Origin of the sequence: Micromonospora maritima (assembly GCF_902825405.1) — a bacterium.
Taxonomy (GTDB): domain Bacteria; phylum Actinomycetota; class Actinomycetes; order Mycobacteriales; family Micromonosporaceae; genus Micromonospora; species Micromonospora maritima.
In genome coordinates, this window is record NZ_CADEAU010000046.1 from 1 (window position 1) to 19,984 (window position 19,984).

General features: G+C 72.5%; 18 protein-coding genes. 14 read left to right on the plus strand and 4 right to left on the minus strand.

The genetic code is table 11. The annotated features are described in order from the left end of the window. Positions 1-13 precede the first annotated feature (13 nt). The 3 genes from HUW36_RS07690 (at position 14) to HUW36_RS07700 (ending at position 4,260) form a co-directional block, all read left to right on the plus strand. Positions 14-982, plus strand: coding sequence for a VldE C-terminal domain-containing protein (locus HUW36_RS07690; RefSeq protein WP_174527499.1), 969 nt, complete (start codon positions 14-16; stop codon positions 980-982). 36 nt (positions 983-1,018) lie between these two features. Beyond that, positions 1,019-2,572, plus strand: coding sequence for a fused MFS/spermidine synthase (locus HUW36_RS07695; protein ID WP_174527482.1), 1,554 nt, complete (start codon positions 1,019-1,021; stop codon positions 2,570-2,572). Positions 2,573-2,643: 71 nt separating this feature from the next. Further along, the gene (locus HUW36_RS07700) at positions 2,644-4,260 is read left to right on the plus strand and encodes a serine/threonine-protein kinase (RefSeq protein ID WP_174527483.1); all 1,617 of its coding nucleotides are present in this window, start codon (positions 2,644-2,646) and stop codon (positions 4,258-4,260) included. Positions 4,261-4,334: 74 nt separating this feature from the next. Here HUW36_RS07700 and HUW36_RS07705 read toward each other — a convergent pair whose 3' ends face one another. After that, the gene (locus HUW36_RS07705) at positions 4,335-5,003 is read right to left on the minus strand and encodes a potassium channel family protein (RefSeq protein ID WP_174527484.1); all 669 of its coding nucleotides are present in this window, start codon (positions 5,001-5,003) and stop codon (positions 4,335-4,337) included. Next, on the minus strand, positions 4,993-6,327 hold the full coding sequence (locus HUW36_RS07710) for a TrkH family potassium uptake protein (protein WP_174527485.1): 1,335 nt from the start codon (positions 6,325-6,327) through the stop codon (positions 4,993-4,995). Before HUW36_RS07710 ends, HUW36_RS07705 begins: the two co-directional genes overlap by 11 nt. 106 nt (positions 6,328-6,433) lie before the next feature. On the opposite strand from HUW36_RS07710, the gene HUW36_RS07715 reads away from it, so the two are divergent. Together HUW36_RS07715 and HUW36_RS07720 are read left to right on the plus strand one after the other, a co-directional pair. After that, positions 6,434-7,552 (plus strand): glycerophosphodiester phosphodiesterase, encoded by a 1,119-nt coding sequence (locus HUW36_RS07715; protein WP_174527486.1) that lies wholly within the window; start codon positions 6,434-6,436, stop codon positions 7,550-7,552. A gap of 160 nt (positions 7,553-7,712) precedes the next feature. Further along, on the plus strand, positions 7,713-11,084 hold the full coding sequence (locus HUW36_RS07720) for a VWA domain-containing protein (RefSeq protein ID WP_174527487.1): 3,372 nt from the start codon (positions 7,713-7,715) through the stop codon (positions 11,082-11,084). Positions 11,085-11,276: 192 nt separating this feature from the next. Here HUW36_RS07720 and HUW36_RS07725 read toward each other — a convergent pair whose 3' ends face one another. Continuing rightward, complete coding sequence (locus tag HUW36_RS07725; protein WP_174527488.1) at positions 11,277-11,507, minus strand: GntR family transcriptional regulator; 231 nt, start codon at positions 11,505-11,507, stop codon at positions 11,277-11,279. A 279-nt stretch (positions 11,508-11,786) separates the two neighbouring features. On the opposite strand from HUW36_RS07725, the gene HUW36_RS07730 reads away from it, so the two are divergent. From HUW36_RS07730 to HUW36_RS07765, 8 genes are all read left to right on the plus strand, one after another. Then, on the plus strand, positions 11,787-12,092 hold the full coding sequence (locus tag HUW36_RS07730; RefSeq protein ID WP_174527489.1) for a DivIVA domain-containing protein: 306 nt from the start codon (positions 11,787-11,789) through the stop codon (positions 12,090-12,092). Then, positions 12,089-12,334 carry a hypothetical protein gene (locus HUW36_RS07735; RefSeq protein WP_174527490.1) on the plus strand — a complete coding sequence of 82 codons (246 nt, stop codon included), beginning with the start codon at positions 12,089-12,091 and terminating at the stop codon, positions 12,332-12,334. Before HUW36_RS07730 ends, HUW36_RS07735 begins: the two co-directional genes overlap by 4 nt. Positions 12,335-12,562: 228 nt before the next feature. After that, entirely contained in the window at positions 12,563-13,765 is a 1,203-nt protein-coding gene (locus tag HUW36_RS07740; protein ID WP_174527491.1) for a substrate-binding domain-containing protein, read from the plus strand. Between the two features lie 3 nt (positions 13,766-13,768). After that, positions 13,769-14,512: an ABC transporter ATP-binding protein gene (locus HUW36_RS07745; RefSeq protein WP_174527492.1), complete on the plus strand. Its 744-nt coding sequence runs from the start codon at positions 13,769-13,771 to the stop codon at positions 14,510-14,512. Beyond that, positions 14,512-15,243, plus strand: a complete 732-nt coding sequence (locus HUW36_RS07750; RefSeq protein WP_174527493.1) for an ABC transporter ATP-binding protein — start codon at positions 14,512-14,514, stop codon at positions 15,241-15,243. Before HUW36_RS07745 ends, HUW36_RS07750 begins: the two co-directional genes overlap by 1 nt. Continuing rightward, positions 15,240-16,130, plus strand: a complete 891-nt coding sequence (locus HUW36_RS07755) for a branched-chain amino acid ABC transporter permease (protein ID WP_174527494.1) — start codon at positions 15,240-15,242, stop codon at positions 16,128-16,130. The genes HUW36_RS07750 and HUW36_RS07755 overlap by 4 nt, the downstream gene beginning before the upstream one ends. Next, complete coding sequence (locus HUW36_RS07760; protein WP_174527495.1) at positions 16,127-17,245, plus strand: branched-chain amino acid ABC transporter permease; 1,119 nt, start codon at positions 16,127-16,129, stop codon at positions 17,243-17,245. The genes HUW36_RS07755 and HUW36_RS07760 overlap by 4 nt, the downstream gene beginning before the upstream one ends. A 119-nt stretch (positions 17,246-17,364) precedes the next feature. Further along, a complete protein-coding gene (locus HUW36_RS07765) occupies positions 17,365-18,129 on the plus strand; it encodes an SDR family NAD(P)-dependent oxidoreductase (RefSeq protein ID WP_174527496.1) in 765 nt (254 codons plus the stop codon). Positions 18,130-18,186: 57 nt separating this feature from the next. On the opposite strand, the gene HUW36_RS07770 is transcribed toward HUW36_RS07765, so the two are convergent. Next, positions 18,187-19,008: a hypothetical protein gene (locus HUW36_RS07770; RefSeq protein WP_174527497.1), complete on the minus strand. Its 822-nt coding sequence runs from the start codon at positions 19,006-19,008 to the stop codon at positions 18,187-18,189. A gap of 142 nt (positions 19,009-19,150) precedes the next feature. On the opposite strand from HUW36_RS07770, the gene HUW36_RS07775 reads away from it, so the two are divergent. Next, a partial coding sequence (locus tag HUW36_RS07775) for an AfsR/SARP family transcriptional regulator (protein WP_174527498.1) occupies positions 19,151-19,984 on the plus strand: 834 nt, incomplete at its 3' end.

The following is a 19,984-nucleotide window of genomic DNA, read 5'->3' on the forward strand; positions in this document are numbered from 1 at the left end:
CGCGACGGCCGTGCTGCTCGGCGCCGGCCTCGCCGTGGCCGGCCCGGCCGCCGCCGCGCCGAGTCCGAACGCCCCCGACGAGGGCGACAGCAAGCAGTTGCGGGCGGCGCTGGAGGCGGCGGCGAAGGGCCACATCGACGCCAAGAACCGGCTCGACAACTCCAAGCGCCGGCAGGCCGCGCTGGCCACCCAGCTCAAGGACGTCGAAGCCCGGCTCGTCGGGCTGACCGCGCAGGCCGGCGAGGTCGCCGTGCAGTCCTACCGGCTGGGTCGGCTCAACGACGCGTCGATGCTGCTGGCCGCCTCCGGGCCGGACGACTTCCTCAAGCGGGCGACCGAGCTGGACATGATGGCCCAGCGGGACAGCAAGCGCCTGGGCGACCTGGCCCGGGCCAAGGCCGAGGCGGCCGAGTCGAAGCTGGCCATCGACGCCGAGGTGCGGGAGCAGCAGAAGCAGCTCGCGGTGCTGGCCCGCAAGAAGAAGGACGCCGAGGTCGCGTTGGCCAAGGTCAGTTCCGGGGCCGGCTCCGGCTTCAGCGGCGGTTCCTCGTCGGCCAGGCCGGCGCCCCGCAACTCGGACGGCTCGTGGCCGTCGGAGTCGTGCTCGGTGGACGACCCGACGCCCGCGTCCGGCTGCATCACGCCGCGCACGCTGCACATGCTCCAGCAGGCCAAGGCCGCCGGCTACAAGCGCTACGCGTCGTGTCACCGCAGCGGCGGGGGCGGCGAGCACCCCAAGGGCCGGGCCTGCGACTTCGCCGCCGCCACCGACGGGTTCGAGGACCGCACGGCCACCGGCGGCGACAAGGCGTACGGCGACAGCCTCGCCAGCTGGGCGAAGAACAACGCGAGCCGGCTCGGCATCATGTACGTGATCTGGTACCGCCAGATCTGGATGCCGAACACCGGCTGGCGGGCGTACAGCGGGGGCGGCAGCCCGGCGGCCGACCACACAAACCATGTTCACATCTCGATGTACTGACCCGGTGGCCCAGGAACGCTGCGTACCATCGCGACGGTGAGCAGCACATCGTCCGACGTCGTCACCGAACCGACCGCCGGCACGGCGGCCCCGCCGCGGGCCCTGCCGAACGGGCTCGCCGCGTTCCTGGTCTTCCTCTCCAGCGGCGCGGTGCTGGTGCTGGAGACCGTCTCGCTGCGCCTGGTCGGCCCGTACGTCGGGGTGACGCTCCAGGTGACCAGCTCGGTCATCGGCATGGCGCTGGCCGCCATCGCGTACGGGGCGTGGATGGGCGGGTGGCTCGCCGACCGGCGGGACCCGCGCACCCTGATCGCCCCCGCGCTGGTGCTGGCCGGCATCGCCACCGCGGTCACCCTGCCGATCGTCCGCTACGCCGGTGAGGTGTTGCGCGGCGGCGCGGCGAGCGCGGTGCTCCTGCTGACCGCGGTGACCGTGCTGCTGCCCGCGGCGCTGCTGGCCGGGATCACCCCGCTGGTGGTGAAGCTCCAGCTCGCCGACCTGCGCCGCACCGGCCAGGTGGTCGGCAGGCTGTCCAGCATCGGCACGCTGGGCGGCATCACGGCCACGCTGGGCACCGGCTTCATCCTGGTCGCCGCGCTGCCCAGCTCGGTGATCGTGCTGGCGCTGGCCGCGGTGCTCGGGGTGACCGGGCTGGCGCTCGGGTTCTGGCTGCGGCGGCGCTCCGGTGGCGGGCCGTCGGCCCCGGGCCGGGCCAAGGCCGCGCTCGCGTTGCTCGGCCTCTCCGCGGCCGGGCTCACCGCCGCCGCCCCGAACCCGTGCGACGTGGAGACCGCCTACCACTGCGCGCGGGTCGAGGTGGACCCGCAGTGGCCGGCCGGGCGCACGCTCTACCTCAACTCGGCCGAGCACTCCTACGTCGACCTCGGCGAGCCGACCCACCTGAAGTACGGGTACACGCAGTGGATCGGCCTGGTCGCGGACCTGGCCCGGCCGGCGCGGCAGCCGATGGACGCGCTGCACCTGGGCGGCGGCGGCTTCACCGTGCCGCACTACCTGGCCGCGACCCGGCCGGGCACCGACAACCTGGTCTTCGAGCTGGACGGCGGCCTGGTCGAGCTGGACGAGCGGGAGCTGGGCCTGCGCACCGGGCCGCAGCTGCGCGCCCGGGTCGGCGACGCGCGGGTGCTGCTCGGCGGCGAGCCGACCGACAGCCGCGACTTCATCGTCGGGGACGCGTTCGGCCACCTGGTGGTGCCCTGGCACCTGGCCACCCGCGAGATGGCCGCCGACATCCGGCGGGTGCTGCGCCCGGACGGCGTCTACGTGCAGAACGTCATCGACTACCCGCCGGACCGGTTCGTCAAGGCCGAGCTGGCCACCGTCTCGGCGGTGTTCGAGCACGTCGCGTTGATCGCCCCGCCCGGTGCGGTCGCCGGCCGGCAGGGCGCGAACTTCCTGATCATCGCCTCGGACGCGCCGTTGCCGCTGGCCGGGATCCCGAACGGGCTGAGGCTGCTGCCGGAGCCGGCCGAGCTGCTCGACGAGGCCCGCACCGCCGGGTGGGTCGGGGACGCGCAGGTCCTCACCGACGACTACGCCCCGGTGGACCAACTCCTGGCGACCGCCTGAACGGGTGACTTCCCTGACCGATTCCGACCGCTGAGGTGTACGAGGGTCGACTTCGGGCAACAGGACCGACCATGGGTGGACCGGTCAGGAACGGCGTGCAACTGCTCGGCGAGCGATATCGACTCGTGGAGCAGTTGGGTGCGGGCGGCATGTCGGTCGTCTGGCGCGGCTACGACGAGGTGCTGGGTCGGCAGGTGGCGGTCAAGGTGCTCGCCTCCCGGCTGGCCAGTGACAAGGCGTTCCGGCACCGGATCCGCGTCGAGGCGCAGGCCGCCGCGCGGCTCTGCCACCCCAACATCACCAACGTGTACGACTACGGCGAGTCGATCCAGGTCGGGCTGACCGTGCCGTACGTGGTCATGGAGCTGGTCGACGGCGGCCCGCTCAGCGGCCGACTCGGCCGGGACGGCCAGCTGCCCTGGCGGGAGGCCATGACGATCGGCGCGGAGGTGGCCTCGGCGCTGGCCACCGCGCACGCCCGCGGCGTGGTGCACCGGGACGTGACCCCGGGCAACGTCATGCTCACCCCGACCGGTGTGAAGGTCGTCGACTTCGGCATCTCGGCGCTGGTGGGGGAGAGTGACAAGGGGCCGGACGGCGCGCTGCTCGGCACGCCCGCCTACCTGGCCCCGGAGCGGCTGGACAACGGGCACGTCTCGCCCGCCACCGACGTGTACGCGGTCGGGCTGCTGCTCTACCGGATGCTCACCGGCCGGCTGCCGTGGCAGGCCAGCACCACCACCGAGATGCTCCGCGCCCACATGTACCGGGACCCGGACCCGATGCCGCCGGTGCCGGGGCTGCCGGCCCAGGTCGCCGAGCTGGTCCAGCGCTGCCTGGCCAAGCGTCCCGAGGACCGCCCGCCGACCACCGAGGTGGCCCGGACGCTGGCCGAGGCGGCCGGCATCGCGGCGGTCGTGCCGGTGTCGCCGGCGTTCGGCCGGATCGACCCGGCGCTGATGGAGAACGCCGGCACCACCATCCTGCCCTGGTCGGCGGAGACCGACGCGCTGCCGTTCTCGGTGGTCCGCACCCGGACCCGGCGGGCCGCGGTCCGGCGTCGCCGGGTGGAGGCCGGGGTGGCCGCCGCCGGCCTGATCGCGGTCACCGCCACCCTGTGGGGCGTGACGTCGCGCAGCCCGGCCAGCGGTGGGGTCGAGCCGACCGAGGCGAGGATGGGGCTGCCCGATCCGACCCCCTGCGCGGTCGACTACTCGCTGCGCCGCGACACCGGCAAGGACTTCTCCGCCGAGCTGACGCTCACCAACACGGGCATCGGTGAGCTGCGCGACTGGACCATGAGCTTCACCTTCCCCGGCAAGCAGGTGGTCACCACGGCTCAACCTCCGGTACGCCAGGTGGGGCGGACCGTGTCGGTCGCCGCCCCGACGACGGCCCCGGTGCTGGCGCCGGGCGCGTCGACCAAGCTCACGCTGGCCGGGCGCTACACCGGGAGCAACACGCTGCCGGTGGCGTTCACGGTCGGCGGACGCACGTGCGGGGTGCAGGTGTCCGGCATCGCCGGCTCGGTGCCGCTCACCGTCGCGCCGACCACCAAGGCGCCGGCCAAGCCGGCCACCAAGACCACCGCAAAGGGCGGGTCGGCGAAGACGAAGCCCGCGCCGAAACCGAAGGCCGAACCGGCCAAGCCGAAGGGCAAGGGTGGTCCGAAGGGAAAAGCGAAGTAGACCGGCCGAAGGGGGGTGAGCACGGCAAGCCCAAGGGCAAGGGCAAGGGTCCGAAGGGCCCGAAGGGGTGATGGTCAGGCCAGCGAGGCGAAGCGCTGCACCTGGGCGATGCTGCCCTCCACGATGAGCACGCTCTCCGGCTCCAGCACGGTCTCCGGCCCGGCGTAGCGGAACGGCTGGCCGGGCTGCTTGGCGCCGACCACCATCACGCCGTACCGGTCCTGCGGGGCCAGCTCGCGCAGTGAACGTCCGACCAGCGGCGGAGGCACCCGCACCTTGGCGATGGCGAAGTCGTCGCCGAACTCGATGAAGTCGAGCATCCGGCTCACGATCAGGTGCGCCACCCGCTCGCCGGTCTCCGCCTCCGGAAACACCACGTGGTGCGCGCCGACCGAGTGCAGGATCTTCGCGTGCTTCTCCGACGTGGCCCGGGCCCAGATCTGGGGTACGCCCAGCTCGGTCAGGGCCAGCACGGTGAGCACGCTCGCCTCGACCGACGCGCCGATGGCGACCACCACCCGGGAGAAGTCGGCCATTCCGAGCTGACGCAGCACCGTCTCCTCGGTGGCGTCGGCCTGCACCACCCGGTCCAGTTCGCCGGACCAGCGCTGGACCCGCTCGGGGTCGCGGTCGACGGCCAGCACCTCGTGGTCGAGCCGGGCCAGGGAGCCGGCCAGGTGACAGCCGAACCGGCCCAGGCCGATCACGGCGACACCGGTGTCCGCGGAACGTCTAGCCGACAATGGGTTGCTCCTCCGGGTAGCGGTACAGGCGTCGCCGGGTGTTCAACGCGATCGCGGACCCGAGGGTGAGCGGGCCGACCCGGCCGATGTACATGAGCGCGGTCAGCACGTACTGCCCGGGCGGTGGCAACTGCTGGGTGAGGCCGACGGTGAGCCCGGTGGTGCTGAACGCGGAGGTGACCTCGAACAGGGCGGCGTAGAAGCGCACGTGGGCGGTCATCGCGATCAGGCCGACCGTGCCGCCGGCCACCAGGGCGACGCTGAGCAGGGCGACCGTCACGGCCTGCCGCTGGCTGGCCGGCGACACCCGGCGTCGTCCGACCGTGGTGTCCGGCTCGCCGCGCAGCTCCGCCCAGATGGCGAAGCCGAGCAGGAAGAACGTGGAGACCTTGATACCGCCGGCGGTGCTGGCGCTGCCGCCGCCGACGAACATCAGGCCGATGAGCATCGGGTAGCTCTCCTCGGTGAGCCGGTCCACGTTGACCACGTCGAACCCGCCGGTCCGGCTCAGCGCGATCTGGGTGAACGAGGCCAGCACCTTGCCCGGCGCGTCGTAGGTGCCGATCGTGTACGGGTTGCCCCACTCGGCGAGCAGCAGGTAGCCGAATCCGCCGACGATGAGCACCAGGCTGCCCCAGACGGTCAGCTTGGTCGCGACGGCCCAGTGTGACGGCTGCCGCCACTCCCGGACCGCCTCGAAGAGCGCCGGGAACCCGAGGCCGCCGACGATCGCGCCGAGGCTCAGCGGTAGCGCCACCCACGGGTCGCGGGAGAAGGCGACCAGGCCGTCGGTGTAGAGGGAGAAGCCGCCGTTGTTGAACGCCTGGACCGAGTGGAACACGGCGGACCAGATCGCCCGGCCGGGCGTGTAGTCGTAGGCCAACTGGAACCGGGCGGCGACGAGCGCCGTCATGAGGGCTTCGGTGGCGAAGACGGTGGCCGCGATGCGCAGCAGCAGCCGGCGCAGGTCGCCGAGACCGAACTCGGCGGTCTCGGCCTGGACGAGCAGTCGGTTGCGCAGGCCGAGCCGGCGGGAGACGACGAGGATCACCAGCGATGCGCCGGTCAGGATGCCGAGACCGCCGAGCTGCGTGAGCACGGTGATCATCACGAGTCCGAAGTCGTTCCAGTAGTTCGGTGTGTCGGTCACCGCCATGCCGGTCACCGAGACCGCCGAGGTGGCGGTGAACAGCGCGGTGACGAACGGCGTGTAGCGCTGCTCGCTCGTGGCCCAGGGCAGCATGAGCAGCCCGGTGCCGACCAGGATCACCACCAGGAACCCGAGCGGCACCAGCCGGACGGGCTTGCGGAGCAGGCGGCGCACCTCGTCATCTTCCGTCCGGAGATTCACCGGCAGGTCAGGAACCGACCAACTGGCGGTCAACCACGACCGGTCTGCTGTGCGTACCCATCGACGACAGGAGACGGCGTTGCGACGTACCCTTTCCGCCCTCGGCGTGGCCGGCGCGCTGCTCGCGGCGGCAGCCGTGGTGGTGCCGGCCCTGGCCGCCCAGGCCGGCCCGGACCACCACGCCGAGCGCCCGCGCGCGACCCAGCGGCCGATCGTGATCGGTCACCGGGGCGCCAGCGGCTACCGCCCGGAGCACACCCTGGAGGCCTACCGGCTCGCCATCCGGCAGGGCGCCGACTTCATCGAGCCGGACCTGGTCTCGACGAAGGACGGCGTGCTTGTCGCCCGGCACGAGAACGAGATCTCGGGTACGACGGACGTGGCGACCCACCCCGAGTTCGCCGCCCGCAAGACGACGAAGACCATCGACGGGGTCTCGGTCACCGGCTGGTTCACCGAGGACTTCACGCTGGCCGAGCTGAAGACGCTGCGGGCCAAGGAGCGGCTGCCGCTGGTGCGGGTGGCCAACACCGCGTTCGACGGCCGGTTCGAGATCCCCACCTTCCAGGAGGTCATCGACCTGGCCCGGGCCGAGTCCAAGGCGCGGGGCCGGACCATCGGCGTCTACCCGGAGACGAAGCACCCCACCTACTTCGCCTCGATCGGGCGCTCGTTGGAGGAGCCGCTGGTCGCGGTGCTCCGGAAGAACCGGCTGACCCACCGCAACGACCCGGTCTTCATCCAGAGCTTCGAGACCGCCAACCTGCGCAAGCTCGACACGATGACCGACGTGCGACTGGTCCAGCTGATGGACGCGGCCGGCGCCCCCTACGACTTCACCGCCGCCGGCGACCGCCGGACCTACGCCGACCTGGCCACCGCCGCCGGCCTGGCCTGGGTGTCCCGGTACGCCGACGGCGTCGGCCTGAACAAGAACCTGATCGTGCCCCGGGACGCCGCCGGCCGGCTGCTCGCGCCGACCTCGGTGATCCGGGACGCGCACCGGCTCAAGCTGGTGGTGCACGCGTGGACCTTCCGGGCCGAGAACCAGTTCCTGCCGGTGGACTTCCGGATCGGCGCCGACCCGAACGCGCGCGGTGACATCACGTCGGAGTACGAACTCTTCTTCGACCTGGGCCTGGACGGCGCGTTCGCCGACCAGCCCGACACCGCCGCAGCGGCCCGCGCGGGCCGCTGATCGGGTCCGTCCGCGCCGGGGCGGTCGGGTCTCGGCGCGGACGGACATCGGTAGGCGAGAGATCCTCTCTATCCCCGAAGCACCCCACTAAACGGACAAAAGCCCCAATACTGCTGGCGTGACCTGCGTCAAGGGCGGGTCAGCACACGGGGGTTGATGAATGTCTATCGTTAGAACGGCGCGTGGACGCCGACGGTGGAGCGGGGCGGCGGCGCTCGCGCTGGTCGCGAGCCTGCTCCCGTTGATCGGGCCGCGGGCCGCCGAACCAGCCTGGGCCGCCAGCCCGACCACGACCACGCTGACCGTCAACAAGGGCGGGGTGCGCCCGTCGGTCGACACGGTCGGTCCGCTGGCCGGGGCCACGTTCGACTTCTATCCGGGGGTCAGCGGCACCCGACCCGGGCCCGGGGACACGCCGCTGGCCTCCTGCACGACCGGCGACGACGGAAGCTGCGACGTGGACGTGCCGGGTCGGACCGGCACGAACCAGGGCTACTGGATCATCGAGCGCAGCGCGCCGGACGGTTGGCGGTTGCTCGAGAACCTGGACACCGGGGGTACCACCACCACGGCGACCGTCTACAACGGCGTGTTCACCGGCCCGGTCTCCAACAACGTGTCGTACGAGTTCCCGGTGAACACCACGGGCAACACCAACCGGACGGCGCGCGGCGCGGTCTGGGCCGACGCCCGGGACAACCCGCCCCTGCCCGGCAAGTGCGGCCTCAGCATCGCGCTGCTGATCGACGTCTCCGGCTCGATCGCGCCGAACCTGAACGACGTCAAGGCCGCCGCGAACGGCTTCGTGGACGCGCTGACCGGCACCCCCTCCGAGATCGGCCTCTACACGTTCGCCACCAACGCGGCGACCGTGCTCAACCCGGTCCCGGTCTCCGACACCACCGGTGCGGACACCGTGAAGACCGCGATCAACGGGCTCACGGCCGGCGGCACCACCAACTGGGACGCGGGTCTGTTCCAGGTGGCCGCCGCCCCGAACACGTACGACGCGGTGATCATCCTGACCGACGGCAACCCCACCGTCTACGGACCGCCGCCCGCCCAGGGGCCGGGCAACTTCACCCGGTTCAAGGAGGTGGAGAACGGCGTCTTCTCCGCCAACGCGGTCAAGGCCGAGGGCACCCGGGTGGTCGCCGTGGGCGTGGGCGCGGGCGTCAGCGGATCCGCCAACAACCTGGCCGCGATCTCTGGCCCGGTCGCCGGCTCCGACTACTACCAGACGGGGTACGAGCAGCTTGCCGCGCTCTTCCGCGACCTCGCCCTGGAGGCGTGCGCCGGCACCGTCAGCGTGGTGAAGAAGGTGATCCCGCCCGGCGGTACCCCGGCCGACGCGCTGCCCGCCGGCGGATGGACGATCTCCACCACGACCCCCGGGGTCGACCCCGGCAGCGCCGTGACCGACACCAACACCGGTGCGGTGAACTTCGACGTCGACCTCGGGGGCGAGACCAGCCGTCCGGTCACCCTGGCGGAGACGCCGCAGGCCGGGTTCACCCTGGAGCAGCAGGGCGGTGACAACGCGGCCTGCACCGCGAACGGCACGCCGGCCACGGTGACCAACAGCGGCGAGAACGGCTTCACCGTCGACGCCCAGGCGAACGCCATCGTCAGTTGCGTGATCCTCAACCGGCAGGCCGAGCAGCAGCGCTCCAGCATCGTGGTGCACAAGACCTGGGTGATCAACGGCGACTCGTTCGAGAACCCGGACCAACCGGTGGAGTTCCAGTCCGACCTGTCCATCAGCGGCATCCCCGACCCGGCCTGGAACAGCGAGTACGACAGCTTCACCACCGGCACGACGGTCACCATCGGCGAGACCGTCGACGAGGAACTGCTGCCGACCAACTGCGGCCCGGTCGCGGCCACCGGCGACATCGGGCCCGTCGTGCTGACCCAACCCGGCCGCAACGAGTTCCGGGTCGTCAACACGGTCACCTGCTCGACCAGCCTGACGCTGGCCAAGGAGTTGCAGAACCCGTACGGCGCACCGGAGCCGCCGCTGGACGCCTGGACGCTGCGCGCGATCCTGGACGGTTCGCCGGTGGTCGAGGGCACCAACGGCGTGACCGGCCCGGTCGAGCCGGGCGTGGACCACTCGCTCGCCGAGAGCACCGTTGCCGGGTTCACCCAGTTCGTGGCGAACGGCGCGGCCATCGTCCCGCCGGCCACCGGTAGCTGGGACTGCGGCCTGCGGCAGGAGGACGGCAGCGTCGGGCCGGTCTACACCGGCGCGAACGGGCGGGTCAACGTCCCGCTGGGCGAGACGGCGGTCTGCACCGCGCTCAACGTGGCCCAACCGGCCCGGGTGACGCTGGTCAAGGAGGTCACCGGCGGGTCGGCGCAGCCGCAGGACTGGGTGCTGGAGGCACTGCCCGTGCCGCGCAACGACGTACCGGTGCCGACACCGATCAGCGGGCGTAGCGGCACCCCGGCGGTGACCGGCGCCGAGGCGTTCCCGAACGTGCCGTACCAGCTCCTGGAGCGGGACGGGCCGGACGACTACCAGCAAATCGGGACCCCGCAGTGTGTGCTGACCGGGACGTCGACGGTGGTGCCGACGCCGAACAACCGGCTCACCCCGACGTACGGGCAGGACGTCACCTGTACGTTCCGCAACGAGCAGGTGCCACCGCCCGCGCCCGCCCGGCTGACGCTCGTCAAGCAGGTGCAGAACGACTTCGGCGGCACTGCGAAGCCGCAGGACTGGTTGCTGAACGCCGTTCCGCCCTCCGGGTCCGGCGCCACGCCGGTCAGCGGTCGCAGCGGCCAGCCGGACGTCACGGACGTGGCGGTCGTCGGGGGAGTCGGCTACACGCTCAGTGAGACCGAGGGCCCGGCCGGCTACGAGCAGCTCGGCCCGGTGACCTGCGTGCTGAACGGCACCGAGACGCCGCTTCCGGTGCCGGACGACGTGTTCACCCCGGCCGCCGGTCAGAGCTACACCTGCACCTGGCGCAACGGCCAGCTCGACCCGGGCAGCGCCCACCTGACCCTGGTCAAGAAGGTGCTGGACGGCAAGGACGGCTGGGGCGACAAGGGGCCGGGCGGCTGGAACGGCAAGGACGGTGGCGGCGGCGGTAAGGCCGAGCCCACCGACTGGCTGCTCACCGCGACGCCGTCCAACGGCGCGACGCCGATCAGCGGGCGGTCCGGCAGCCCGGCCGTCACCGACGTGCGGGTCCAGGTGGGCGTCGGCTACCGGCTGAGCGAGTCCGACGGCCCGGAGGGCTACGAACAGGTCGGCCCGCCCGAGTGCGTACTGGCGGACGGCGGCGGGACGGTGCCGGTGGTCGACGGCGTGGTCACCCCGGAGCGGGGGCAGGACATCACCTGCACCTTCACCAACCGGGCGAAGATGAAGCCCGGGCCGCCGCCGTACCACGGCAAGGGGCACCTGCCGGTCACCGGTCTCCAGCTGACCGGGATCATCGGTGGTGGCCTGCTGACGGTGGTCGTCGGTGGGTTCCTGCTGCTGATCACCTGGCGGCGGAGGCGGTCGACGATCGCCTGACCGGTCGACGGAAGGTGGGAGGCCGGTAGATCGAGGCCCCGGCAAGCGCGGGCCACAGCGTGGTCCGGCGAAGAGGTGATCAGGTTCGAGCGGTATACCTCACGGTCATAATTATGACTCTGAGGTATACCGCTCGAACCACCTCCAGGGTGTCGGCCCGACACGCCGGTAACGACCTGGTGGTTCCGCTGTCTAGCGGCTGGGCGGCTCGGCGACGTAGGTGCCACGGCCGGGTTGGCCGGTGATCAGCTCGCGGTCGTGCAGCAGGGACATCGCACGATAGGCCGTGTTCAGGTGGACGCCGTAGGTCTCGGCCAATTCGCGGGTCGAGGGGAGCTTGTCGCCCGGCTTCAACTCGCCGGTCTTGATTCTCGCGGCGATGTCGTTGGCGATCCGGCGGAATGGCGCTTCGGCTGTGGGCATGGTGAGGACTCCGGTTGGTTCGGCGAATCCGATCCTGCCCTACCTGCACAAGTAACTGCAACAGGTCGCGAACGCGTCGACAGTGGAAGCTCGCGCAGCACCAGTTACTGGTGTAGGTTGAGTCCTGTCCGGCTCCGGTTGGTTCGGCAAACCGCGGGGTCGGACCCGGATTGGGCTCCGGGGCCGTACCGCCGAACGAGGCTGCGGTCGCGGGGTCGGCGACCCGCCCGCGTCCCCTGTCTGCGGGCGGGTCGCCTCCACGGCTGGTGAGGAGGATTCGTGCGCAACGTGCTCCACCTGTTCCACCCGGCCCGGCGACCTCGCGGGGGCCGGGCGCCGAACGAGGGCTGGTACCGCTCGGAGTCGTGCCGACCGCTGAGCATCGGGCAGATCCGCGAGCGGCGGTTCCGCACCGTGCGGCGCGGCGGGCTCGACCCGGCGGAGGTGCACGCGTTCCTGCACCGGGTGGCCGGCGACCTGGCGCTGGCCCGGCACGACGCGGCCCGGTGCGCCGAGGAGAACAACCGGATCAAGCGGGCGCTGCGGAACTGGCAGTCCCGGTTCGCACCGGGGGCGCACCGGTGAGCCGGGAACGGTTCGTCGTGCACCTGCCGGTGCGCGCGGCCGACCTCGATGGCGCCCGAGGGTTCGCCCGGGCCATCTGCCGCGCGCTCGGCTTCCTGGCCGACGTCGAGCGGGCCGGGACGACCGTGTCGTGGGAGGACGAGCAGTCCGTCCGCCACTGGGTCTGGTGCGACCGGGTGCTGGACGGCGGCCGGCGCTGCCCGCGGGCGGCCGACCACGACGGCGACTGCGGCGGGCGGTGAGCGGCGCGGGTGCGGGTCGGCGATGGCCCGGGTCGACATTCCGGCCGTGCCCCGCGTGGTGGGTCCGGCCATCCCGGGTCGGCCGGGTTACGTGGTGGTGTCCGGCGTTGTAACGTGCGGCCATCCCGTCCCGGGCACTTGTGTGCGCCGACCACATAGCCCGTGGGTGACGTCACTTCTAGCGTGAGCCGACAACTGACAATCCTCCTGTCCTCACCTGGAGTCGCAATGACGATCCGGCACACGCGACGGGTGTTCCTTTCCGCCGCCACGATGATGGCGGCCGCGCTGGCCGCCACGGCCTGTGGCAGCCCGCAGGACACCGCCTCCGGCGGCGGCGACGCCGCGCCGGTCAAGGTCGGCCTGGTCTACTCCCAGTCCGGGCCGCTGGCCAGCTACGGCAAGCAGTACATCGAGGGGTTCAAGGCCGGCCTCGACTTCGCCACCAAGGGCACCGGCAAGGTCGGTGACCGCACGATCGAGGTGACCGAGGCCGACGACGCGGGCGACCCGGCCAAGGCCGTGTCCGCCGCCAAGGACATGATCGGCAAGGGCACGAAGATCATCGCCGGTTCCACCTCCTCCGGCGTCGCGCTCCAGGTGGCCCCGATCGCGGCGCAGAACAAGGTCCTGTTCATCTCCGGCCCGGCCGCCACCGACGCGGTGACCGGCGCGAACAAGTACACGTTCCGGTCCGGCCGGCAGTCGTGGCAGGACGTGACGACCGCCAAGTCGTTCATCGGCGACGCGGCCGGCAAGAAGGTCGTGGTGTTCGCCCAGGACGGCGCGTTCGGCGACGCGAACGAGGCCGCCGTCAAGGCCGTGATCGGCGGCGCCGGCGCGACCGTCAGCAGCGTCCGCGCGCCGGCCAGCGCCACCGAGTTCACCCCGTTCGCCAGCCAGATCAAGGCCGCCAAGCCGGACCTGCTCTTCGTCGCCTGGGCCGGCACCACCGCCGGCGCGATGTGGCAGACGCTGGACCAGCAGGGCGTCCTCGCCTCCACCACGGTCGTCACCGGCCTGGACATCCGCGCCTCCTGGCCGACGTTCGGCGCGGCCGGCAGCAAGATCTCGTTCCTGTCGCACTACTTCGACGGGGCCAGCGACACCGAGGCCGCCAAGGCCGCCAAGGCGAAGGTCGCCGGCGGTGCGCTCGACCTGTTCCACCCGGACGGGTTCGCCGCCGCGCAGATGGTCGTCCGCGCCGTGCAGGAGGGCGGCGACGACGTGGACAAGATGATCAAGGCGCTGGAGGGCTGGGAGTTCGAGGGCGTCAAGGGCACCATGAAGATCCGCGCCGAGGACCACGCGCTGCTCCAGCCCATGTACCAGGCCAAGCTCACCGGCAGCGGCACCGCCTTCACGGCCACCGCGCAGAAGACCCTGACCGGTGACGAGAGCGCGCCGCCGGTCGCGCAGATGAAGGGCTGACCCGTGCTCGCCACCCGCGGTCTGACCTGGCGGATCGGTGAGGTCGCCATCGTCGACTCCGTCTACCTCGATCTGGCGCCGGGGGAGTTCCTCGGCGTGATCGGGCCCAACGGCGCCGGCAAGACCTCCCTGTTCAACCTGATCACCGGCCTGCGCCGGCCCACCGAGGGGAAGGTCCTGCTGGACGGCGCGGACATCACCGCGCTGCCCCCGCACCGACGGGCCCGGCTCGGGCTCGGCCGGACCTTCCAGGCGTCCTCGGTCTTCGGTTCGCTGACCGTCCGGGAGAACGTCCGGCTCGCCGTACAGGCACACCGGGGTGGCTCGATGAAGCTGTGGCGGCGGGCGGCGGCCGACCGGGAGGTGGCCGCCGCCGCCGACGCGGCGCTCGACCGGGTCGGCCTGCACCACCGGGGTACGGCGCTCGCCGGCACCCTGGCCCACGGCGAGAAGCGCAAGCTGGAGATCGCGCTGCTGCTCGCCGGGGAACCCCGGGTGATGCTGCTGGACGAGCCGATGGCCGGGGTCAGCGCCGAGGACGTACCCGAGCTGGTCAGCGTGATCAAGTCGCTGACCGGGGACAGTGGCCGGGCGGTGCTCATGGTGGAACACCACATGGACGTGATCCTGGAGCTGGCCGACCGGATCGCCGTGATGCACCACGGCGCGCTGCTGGCCTGCGACACCCCGGACACGGTGATGGCGAACGCCACCGTGCAGGAGGCGTACCTGGGGGAGGCGCTCTGATGGCGGTGGAACCGATCCTGTCGGTGGAGGACCTGTCCGTGCGGATCGCCGGGCTGCACATCCTCCAGGGCGTGTCGTTCGAGGTGGCCCCGACCGGCGTCACCGTGCTGCTCGGGCGCAACGGCGTCGGCAAGTCCACCACCCTGCGGGCGATCGTCGGGCTGACGCCGCGCAACGGCGAGGCCCGGGGCACGGTGCGGATGGGCGCGCAGAGCCTGCTCGCCCGCCCCACCCACCGGCTGGTCCGTGGCGGCCTCGGCTACGTGCCGGAGGACCGCTGCGTCTTCGCCGGGCTCACCGTCGCCGAGAACCTGCGGCTGGCCGAGCGGCGGGGCACCACCCCCGCGTACGACAAGGTCTTCGCGCTCTTCCCGGAGCTGGACCGGCGCGGACGGCAACGGGCCGGTTCGCTCTCCGGCGGGCAGCAGCAGATGCTCGCGATCGGCCGGGTGCTCCTCAACGACAACCGGCTGCTGCTGGTCGACGAGCCGACCAAGGGGTTGGCGCCGAAGGTGGTGACCGAGGTGGCCGAGGTGCTGGAACGGGTCGCGGAATCCGTGCCGGTGCTGCTGGTCGAGCAGAACCTGGCGGTGGTGCGGCGGCTGGCGTCCGACGCCGTGGTGCTCTCCGCCGGCCGGGTCGCCTGGACCGGCGACGCCCGCGAGCTGCTGCTGGAGACCGCGCTGACCAAGTCGCTGCTCGGTGTGGGTTCGGCGGAGGTGCACTCATGAACACGGTCGTCCTGTTGACGTTGACCGGGCTGGGCCTGGCGGCGCTCTACTTCCTCGTCGCCTCCGGCCTGTCCCTGGTGTTCGGCCTCGCCGACGTGCTCAACTTCGCGCACGGGCTGTTCCTCGGCGTCGGCGCGTACGCGACGTGGTGGGCGGCGGGCAACCTGCCCGGCGCCGGGTCGGACGGGCTCGGCTTCGTGGTCGCGGTGCTCTTCGGGGTGCTGGCCGGCTCGCTGGTCGCGGTGCTGGTCGAGCTGGTGCTGATCCGGCCGCTCTACTCCCGCACCATCGAACAGGTGCTGGTCACCGTCGGCCTGTCGCTGGCCGGGGTGGCGCTGCTCCAGGCCACCTGGGGCGCCGACCCGCGCCCGTTCCCGCGCCCCGACTGGAGCCGGGACGTGACATCGGTGCTCGGCGCCCAGGTGCCGAACGCCGGGCTGCTGCTGATCGTCGCCGCCGTCGTGGTGCTCGGCGCGCTGCTGGCGTTCCTGCGCTGGACCCGGTACGGCCTGATCATCCGGGCCGGGGTGGAGAACCGGGAGATGGTGACCGCGCTCGGCATCGACGTCCGCAAGGCGTTCACCCTGGTCTTCGCCATCGGCGGGGCCGCCGCCGCGCTGGCCGGCGCGCTCGGCGGCGTCTACTTCGGCACCGTCTCGCCCGGGCAGGGCGGCTCGCTGCTGATCTTCGCCTTCATCGTGGTGGTGATCGGCGGGATGGGCTCGGTGGTCGGGTCCGCGTACGCGGCGGTCGCGGTGGGGCTGCTGCAACAGTTCGTCAACTACTACGGCACGTCCGGGCTGGGCGACCTGTGCGTGGTCGGCCTGCTCGCCGTGGTGCTGCTGCTGCGTCCGCAGGGCCTGGCCGGAAAGGTGGCTCACGCATGACCGAGGTCAAGAGCGCGGAGGTGCCCGCGCCCCCGGCGACGGTGCCCGACGAGCTGACCCCCGGCCACGCGCGGTGGCACGGGCTGCGCCCGTACCTTCCGCTTGTCGCGCTGGTGGTGGCGGCGGTCCTGCCCTACTCGACGCTGAACCTGCCCGGCGTCTTCGAGGGGCCGCTGAACTCGCCGGGCACACTGCAACTGCTCGCCATCTGCCTGGTCTTCGGCGGGCTCGCGGCCGGCTACGACCTGCTGTTCGGGCGGACCGGGATGCTCTCCTTCGGGCACGCCCTCTACTTCGCCGCCGGCGTGTACGGCACCGACGTGCTGATCACCAAGGCCGGGCTGCCGCTGTGGCAGGCCGCGCTGCTCACGGTGGTCGGCGGCACCACGCTCGCCGCGCTGCTCGGCGCGGTGGCCCTGCGCACCGTGGGCATCGCGTTCGCCATGGTGACGTTGGCGTTCGCCCAGGTCGGGGCCATCCTGGTGGCCCGCGACTTCGGCGGCCTCACCGGCGGCGAGGAGGGGCTGCCGCTGGACGTGTCCGGGCTGCCGGCCGGGCTTGTCGGCGTCACCAACACGGTGAACCTCTACTGGCTGGCGCTGGCGTACCTGGCGATCGTGGTCCTGGTGGTGCACCGGGTCAGCGGGTCGCCGACCGGGCGGGTGCTGGCCGGGCTGCGCGACGACGAGCGGCGGATCGGCGTGCTCGGGCTCGACCCGTACCGCTTCAAGCTGGTGGCGTTCACGCTGGCCGGCGGCCTGGCGACGGCCGGCGGCGTGGTCTACGTGCTGATCGTCGGTGGCGCCAGCCCGCACATCACCTCGTCGGAGTTGACGCTGTCGCTGCTGGTCATGGTGGTGCTCGGCGGGCCCGGCACGCGGTGGGGGCCGGTGCTGGGCGGCGTCCTCTACATGTACCTCGACCACCGGCTGACCGCGTTCGGCAGCAGCGACGCGGTGAACAACCTGCCCGCGTTCCTCAGCCACCCGCTGAGCCAGCCGCTGTTCGTCCTGGGCACGGTCTTCATCCTGGCGGTGTACTTCTTCCCCGGCGGCCTGGCCAGCCTGAGAACCCGCCTGACCCCCCTCCTCACCACCCTCCGCCCCCGCCGCTGACCCCCCACGCCCCGGCCCTGCCCCGTTGATCAAGGAGTTCGCGTCCGGCCCACCGGCCTAAGATGACGTGAACTCCTTGATCGACGAGGTCGGGGAGAGGTGCGGGGGAGGCTGTGGTCATGGGAGAGCAGCAGGGGGAGCGGCGGCGGCTGGCGGTGGTCAGCGGAGGTGGGACCGGGATCGGGGCCGCCATTGCGCGAGGACTCGTCGAGGACGGGTTCGACGTGCTCGTGGTGGGACGGCGGGGGGACGTAGTCGACGCCGCCGCCCGGCGGATCGCCGACGAGTGCGGTCGGGCCGGGGCGGTCCGTGCGGTCACCGCCGACCTGACCGATCCGGCCCAGCTCGCGGCCGTCGTCGACGCGGTCGACGGGCGGACCGTGGACGCGGTGGTCAACAACGCCGGTGGCTATCTCGGCGGCCCGACCGGGACCCTGGACGAGGTGGCCGCCTGGTGGCGGGCCAACCTGGACGCCAACGTGCTCACCGCGGTCCTGCTGACCGAGGCGTTGCGGCCCGCCCTGCGTCGTCCCGGTGGCCGGGTGGTCCTGCTCAGCTCGATCGCCGCCCAGCGTGGCGGCGGCGGCCCGTACTCGGCGGCCAAGGCGGCGCTGCACGGCTGGGCGTACGACCTGGCCGCGCAGCTCGGACCGGAACAGATCACGGTCAACGTGGTCAGCCCCGGATACGTCGCGGAGACCGAGTTCTTCGGCGACCGGATGACGCCGGAGGGCCACGCCAAGCGGGTCGCCGCCACCCTGGTCGGCCGCGCCGGTACGCCCGACGACATCGCCGCCGCCGTGCGCTACCTCGCCGGTCCGTCGGCCGGCTACGTCACCGGTCAGGTCCTGGGCGTCAACGGCGGCTCCGTGTTCGGCCGGTGAACGCGACGACGGGCGGCGGCCCCCCGTGTGGCCGCCGCCCGTCCCGCGCGTCGTGGATCAGCCGGCGAGCATCTCGTACGCCGAGGCCGTGGCCTTCTGCGCGCCCGCCGGCGGGGTCAGCTCCGGGGCCTTGCCGAAGTCGTAGTACTTCGTGACCAGCTTCATCGCCTTGTGCTTGCCGGCCGCCGGCACGTCCAGGGTGAACGCGGTCAGGTTCCCGTCCGGGCCGACCACCGCGGTGAACGGCACCTTCCGGCCCGCCTCGCCCAGCGCCGCCAGGTCCAACCCGTCGAACGTGCTCTTCACGTCCTCGTTGTCGGCCAGGTCGGCCAGCCCGGTGTACGTGCCGGCGCCCTTGTCCTCGACCGTCTCCGCGGTGCGGATGATCGCGGCGGTGTTGCCCGGGTCGGTGCCCTCGTAGGCGGGGGCGTTCTCGCTGTCCGCCAGCTTCTCGCGGTCCATCGCCATCCAGTTCTTGGGCAGCTTGAGCGCGTCGTGCAGGCCGGGGAGGCCGGTCAGCTTGACCCGCATCCACAGGTCCTTGTCGATCACCCGGAACGTCATGTCCATGGTGAACTTCGGGTCGTCGTTCTGCTGCTTCATGCCGAGTTCCATGCCCTTGGCGGCCGGGTCCACCACGCCGGTGAACCGGTCGGTGCCGTCCTGCGTGGAGAACCGGAAGCGGGGGTCCTGCTCGGTCGGCACGGCCGCCAGCAGGGCGGCCTTCGGGTCGGCCGACGGCGCCGGTGCGGCGCCGCCGCCCTCGGGGGCGCTGCCGGTGCTGCCGCACCCCGCGGCGAGTGCGGTGGTGGCCAGCACGGCTGCCGTGCGGAGCACGAACCGCCGGGCGGTCGCGGCGGTGCCGTTTCGCTGCGTCATCTCGTTCGACTCACTTTCCCAGGTGGTTGTTGCCCGGGAAGCATCGCAGGCAGCGACGGCCGCTCCGCTGCCGATATGCTGCCGTCCGACTGCCGTCGGTCGCGGCGGGCGACGGCTGGGGGGTACGGGGGCGGAAACTCGCATGTCAGAGGCGCTGCGCTTCGAGCTTCTCGGCCCGCAGCGGGCCTGGTACGCCGACCGTCCGATCGATCTCGGCCCGGCCAAGCAGCGGGCCGTGCTGGCGGTGCTGCTGCTCGCCGCCGGGCGTCCGGTGCCCACCGGGCAGATCGTCGAGGCGGTCTGGCCCGAGGAAGCGCCGGTCAACGGCCCCAACGTGGTGCAGAAGCACGTGGCCGGGCTGCGCCGGGTGCTGGAGCCGGACAGGTCACCCCGCACACCCGCCCGGGTGCTCACCCTCACCGACGCCGGCTACCTGCTGCGGGTCGCCCCGGAGACGGTGGACGCGGTGCGCTTCGAGCGCGGCGTGCGGCACGCCCGGCAGGCACAGTCGGCGGGACGCGCCGCGGAGGCGCTGGACGAGGTGACCGCCGCGTTGGAGCTGTGGCAGGGCGAGCCGTTCACCGGCTTCGCCGGCCCCTGGTTCGACGCGGCCCGGCACCGGCTGGTGGAGCTGCGCGCGGTCGCCCTGGAGACCCGTACCGAGCTGGAGTTGGCCGCGGGCCGGCACGGCGAGCTGGTCGGCCGGCTGGTCGAGCTGGTCGCCGAGTTCCCGGTCCGCGAGCGGCTGCGTCTCCAGCTCATGCTGGCGCTCTACCGCAGCGGCCGGCAGGCCGAGGCGCTGGCCGCCTACCGCGACTTCGCCGCCTCGCTGCGCGAGGAGTACGGCATCGAGCCGGGGGAGGCGCTCCAGGCGCTGCACCGGCGCATCCTGCGCTCCGACCCGACGCTGCTGCCGACCGTCGCCGAGCCGGTCGACGCGCCCGTGGTCCCGCTCCCGCCGGCCGGCAGATCGGAA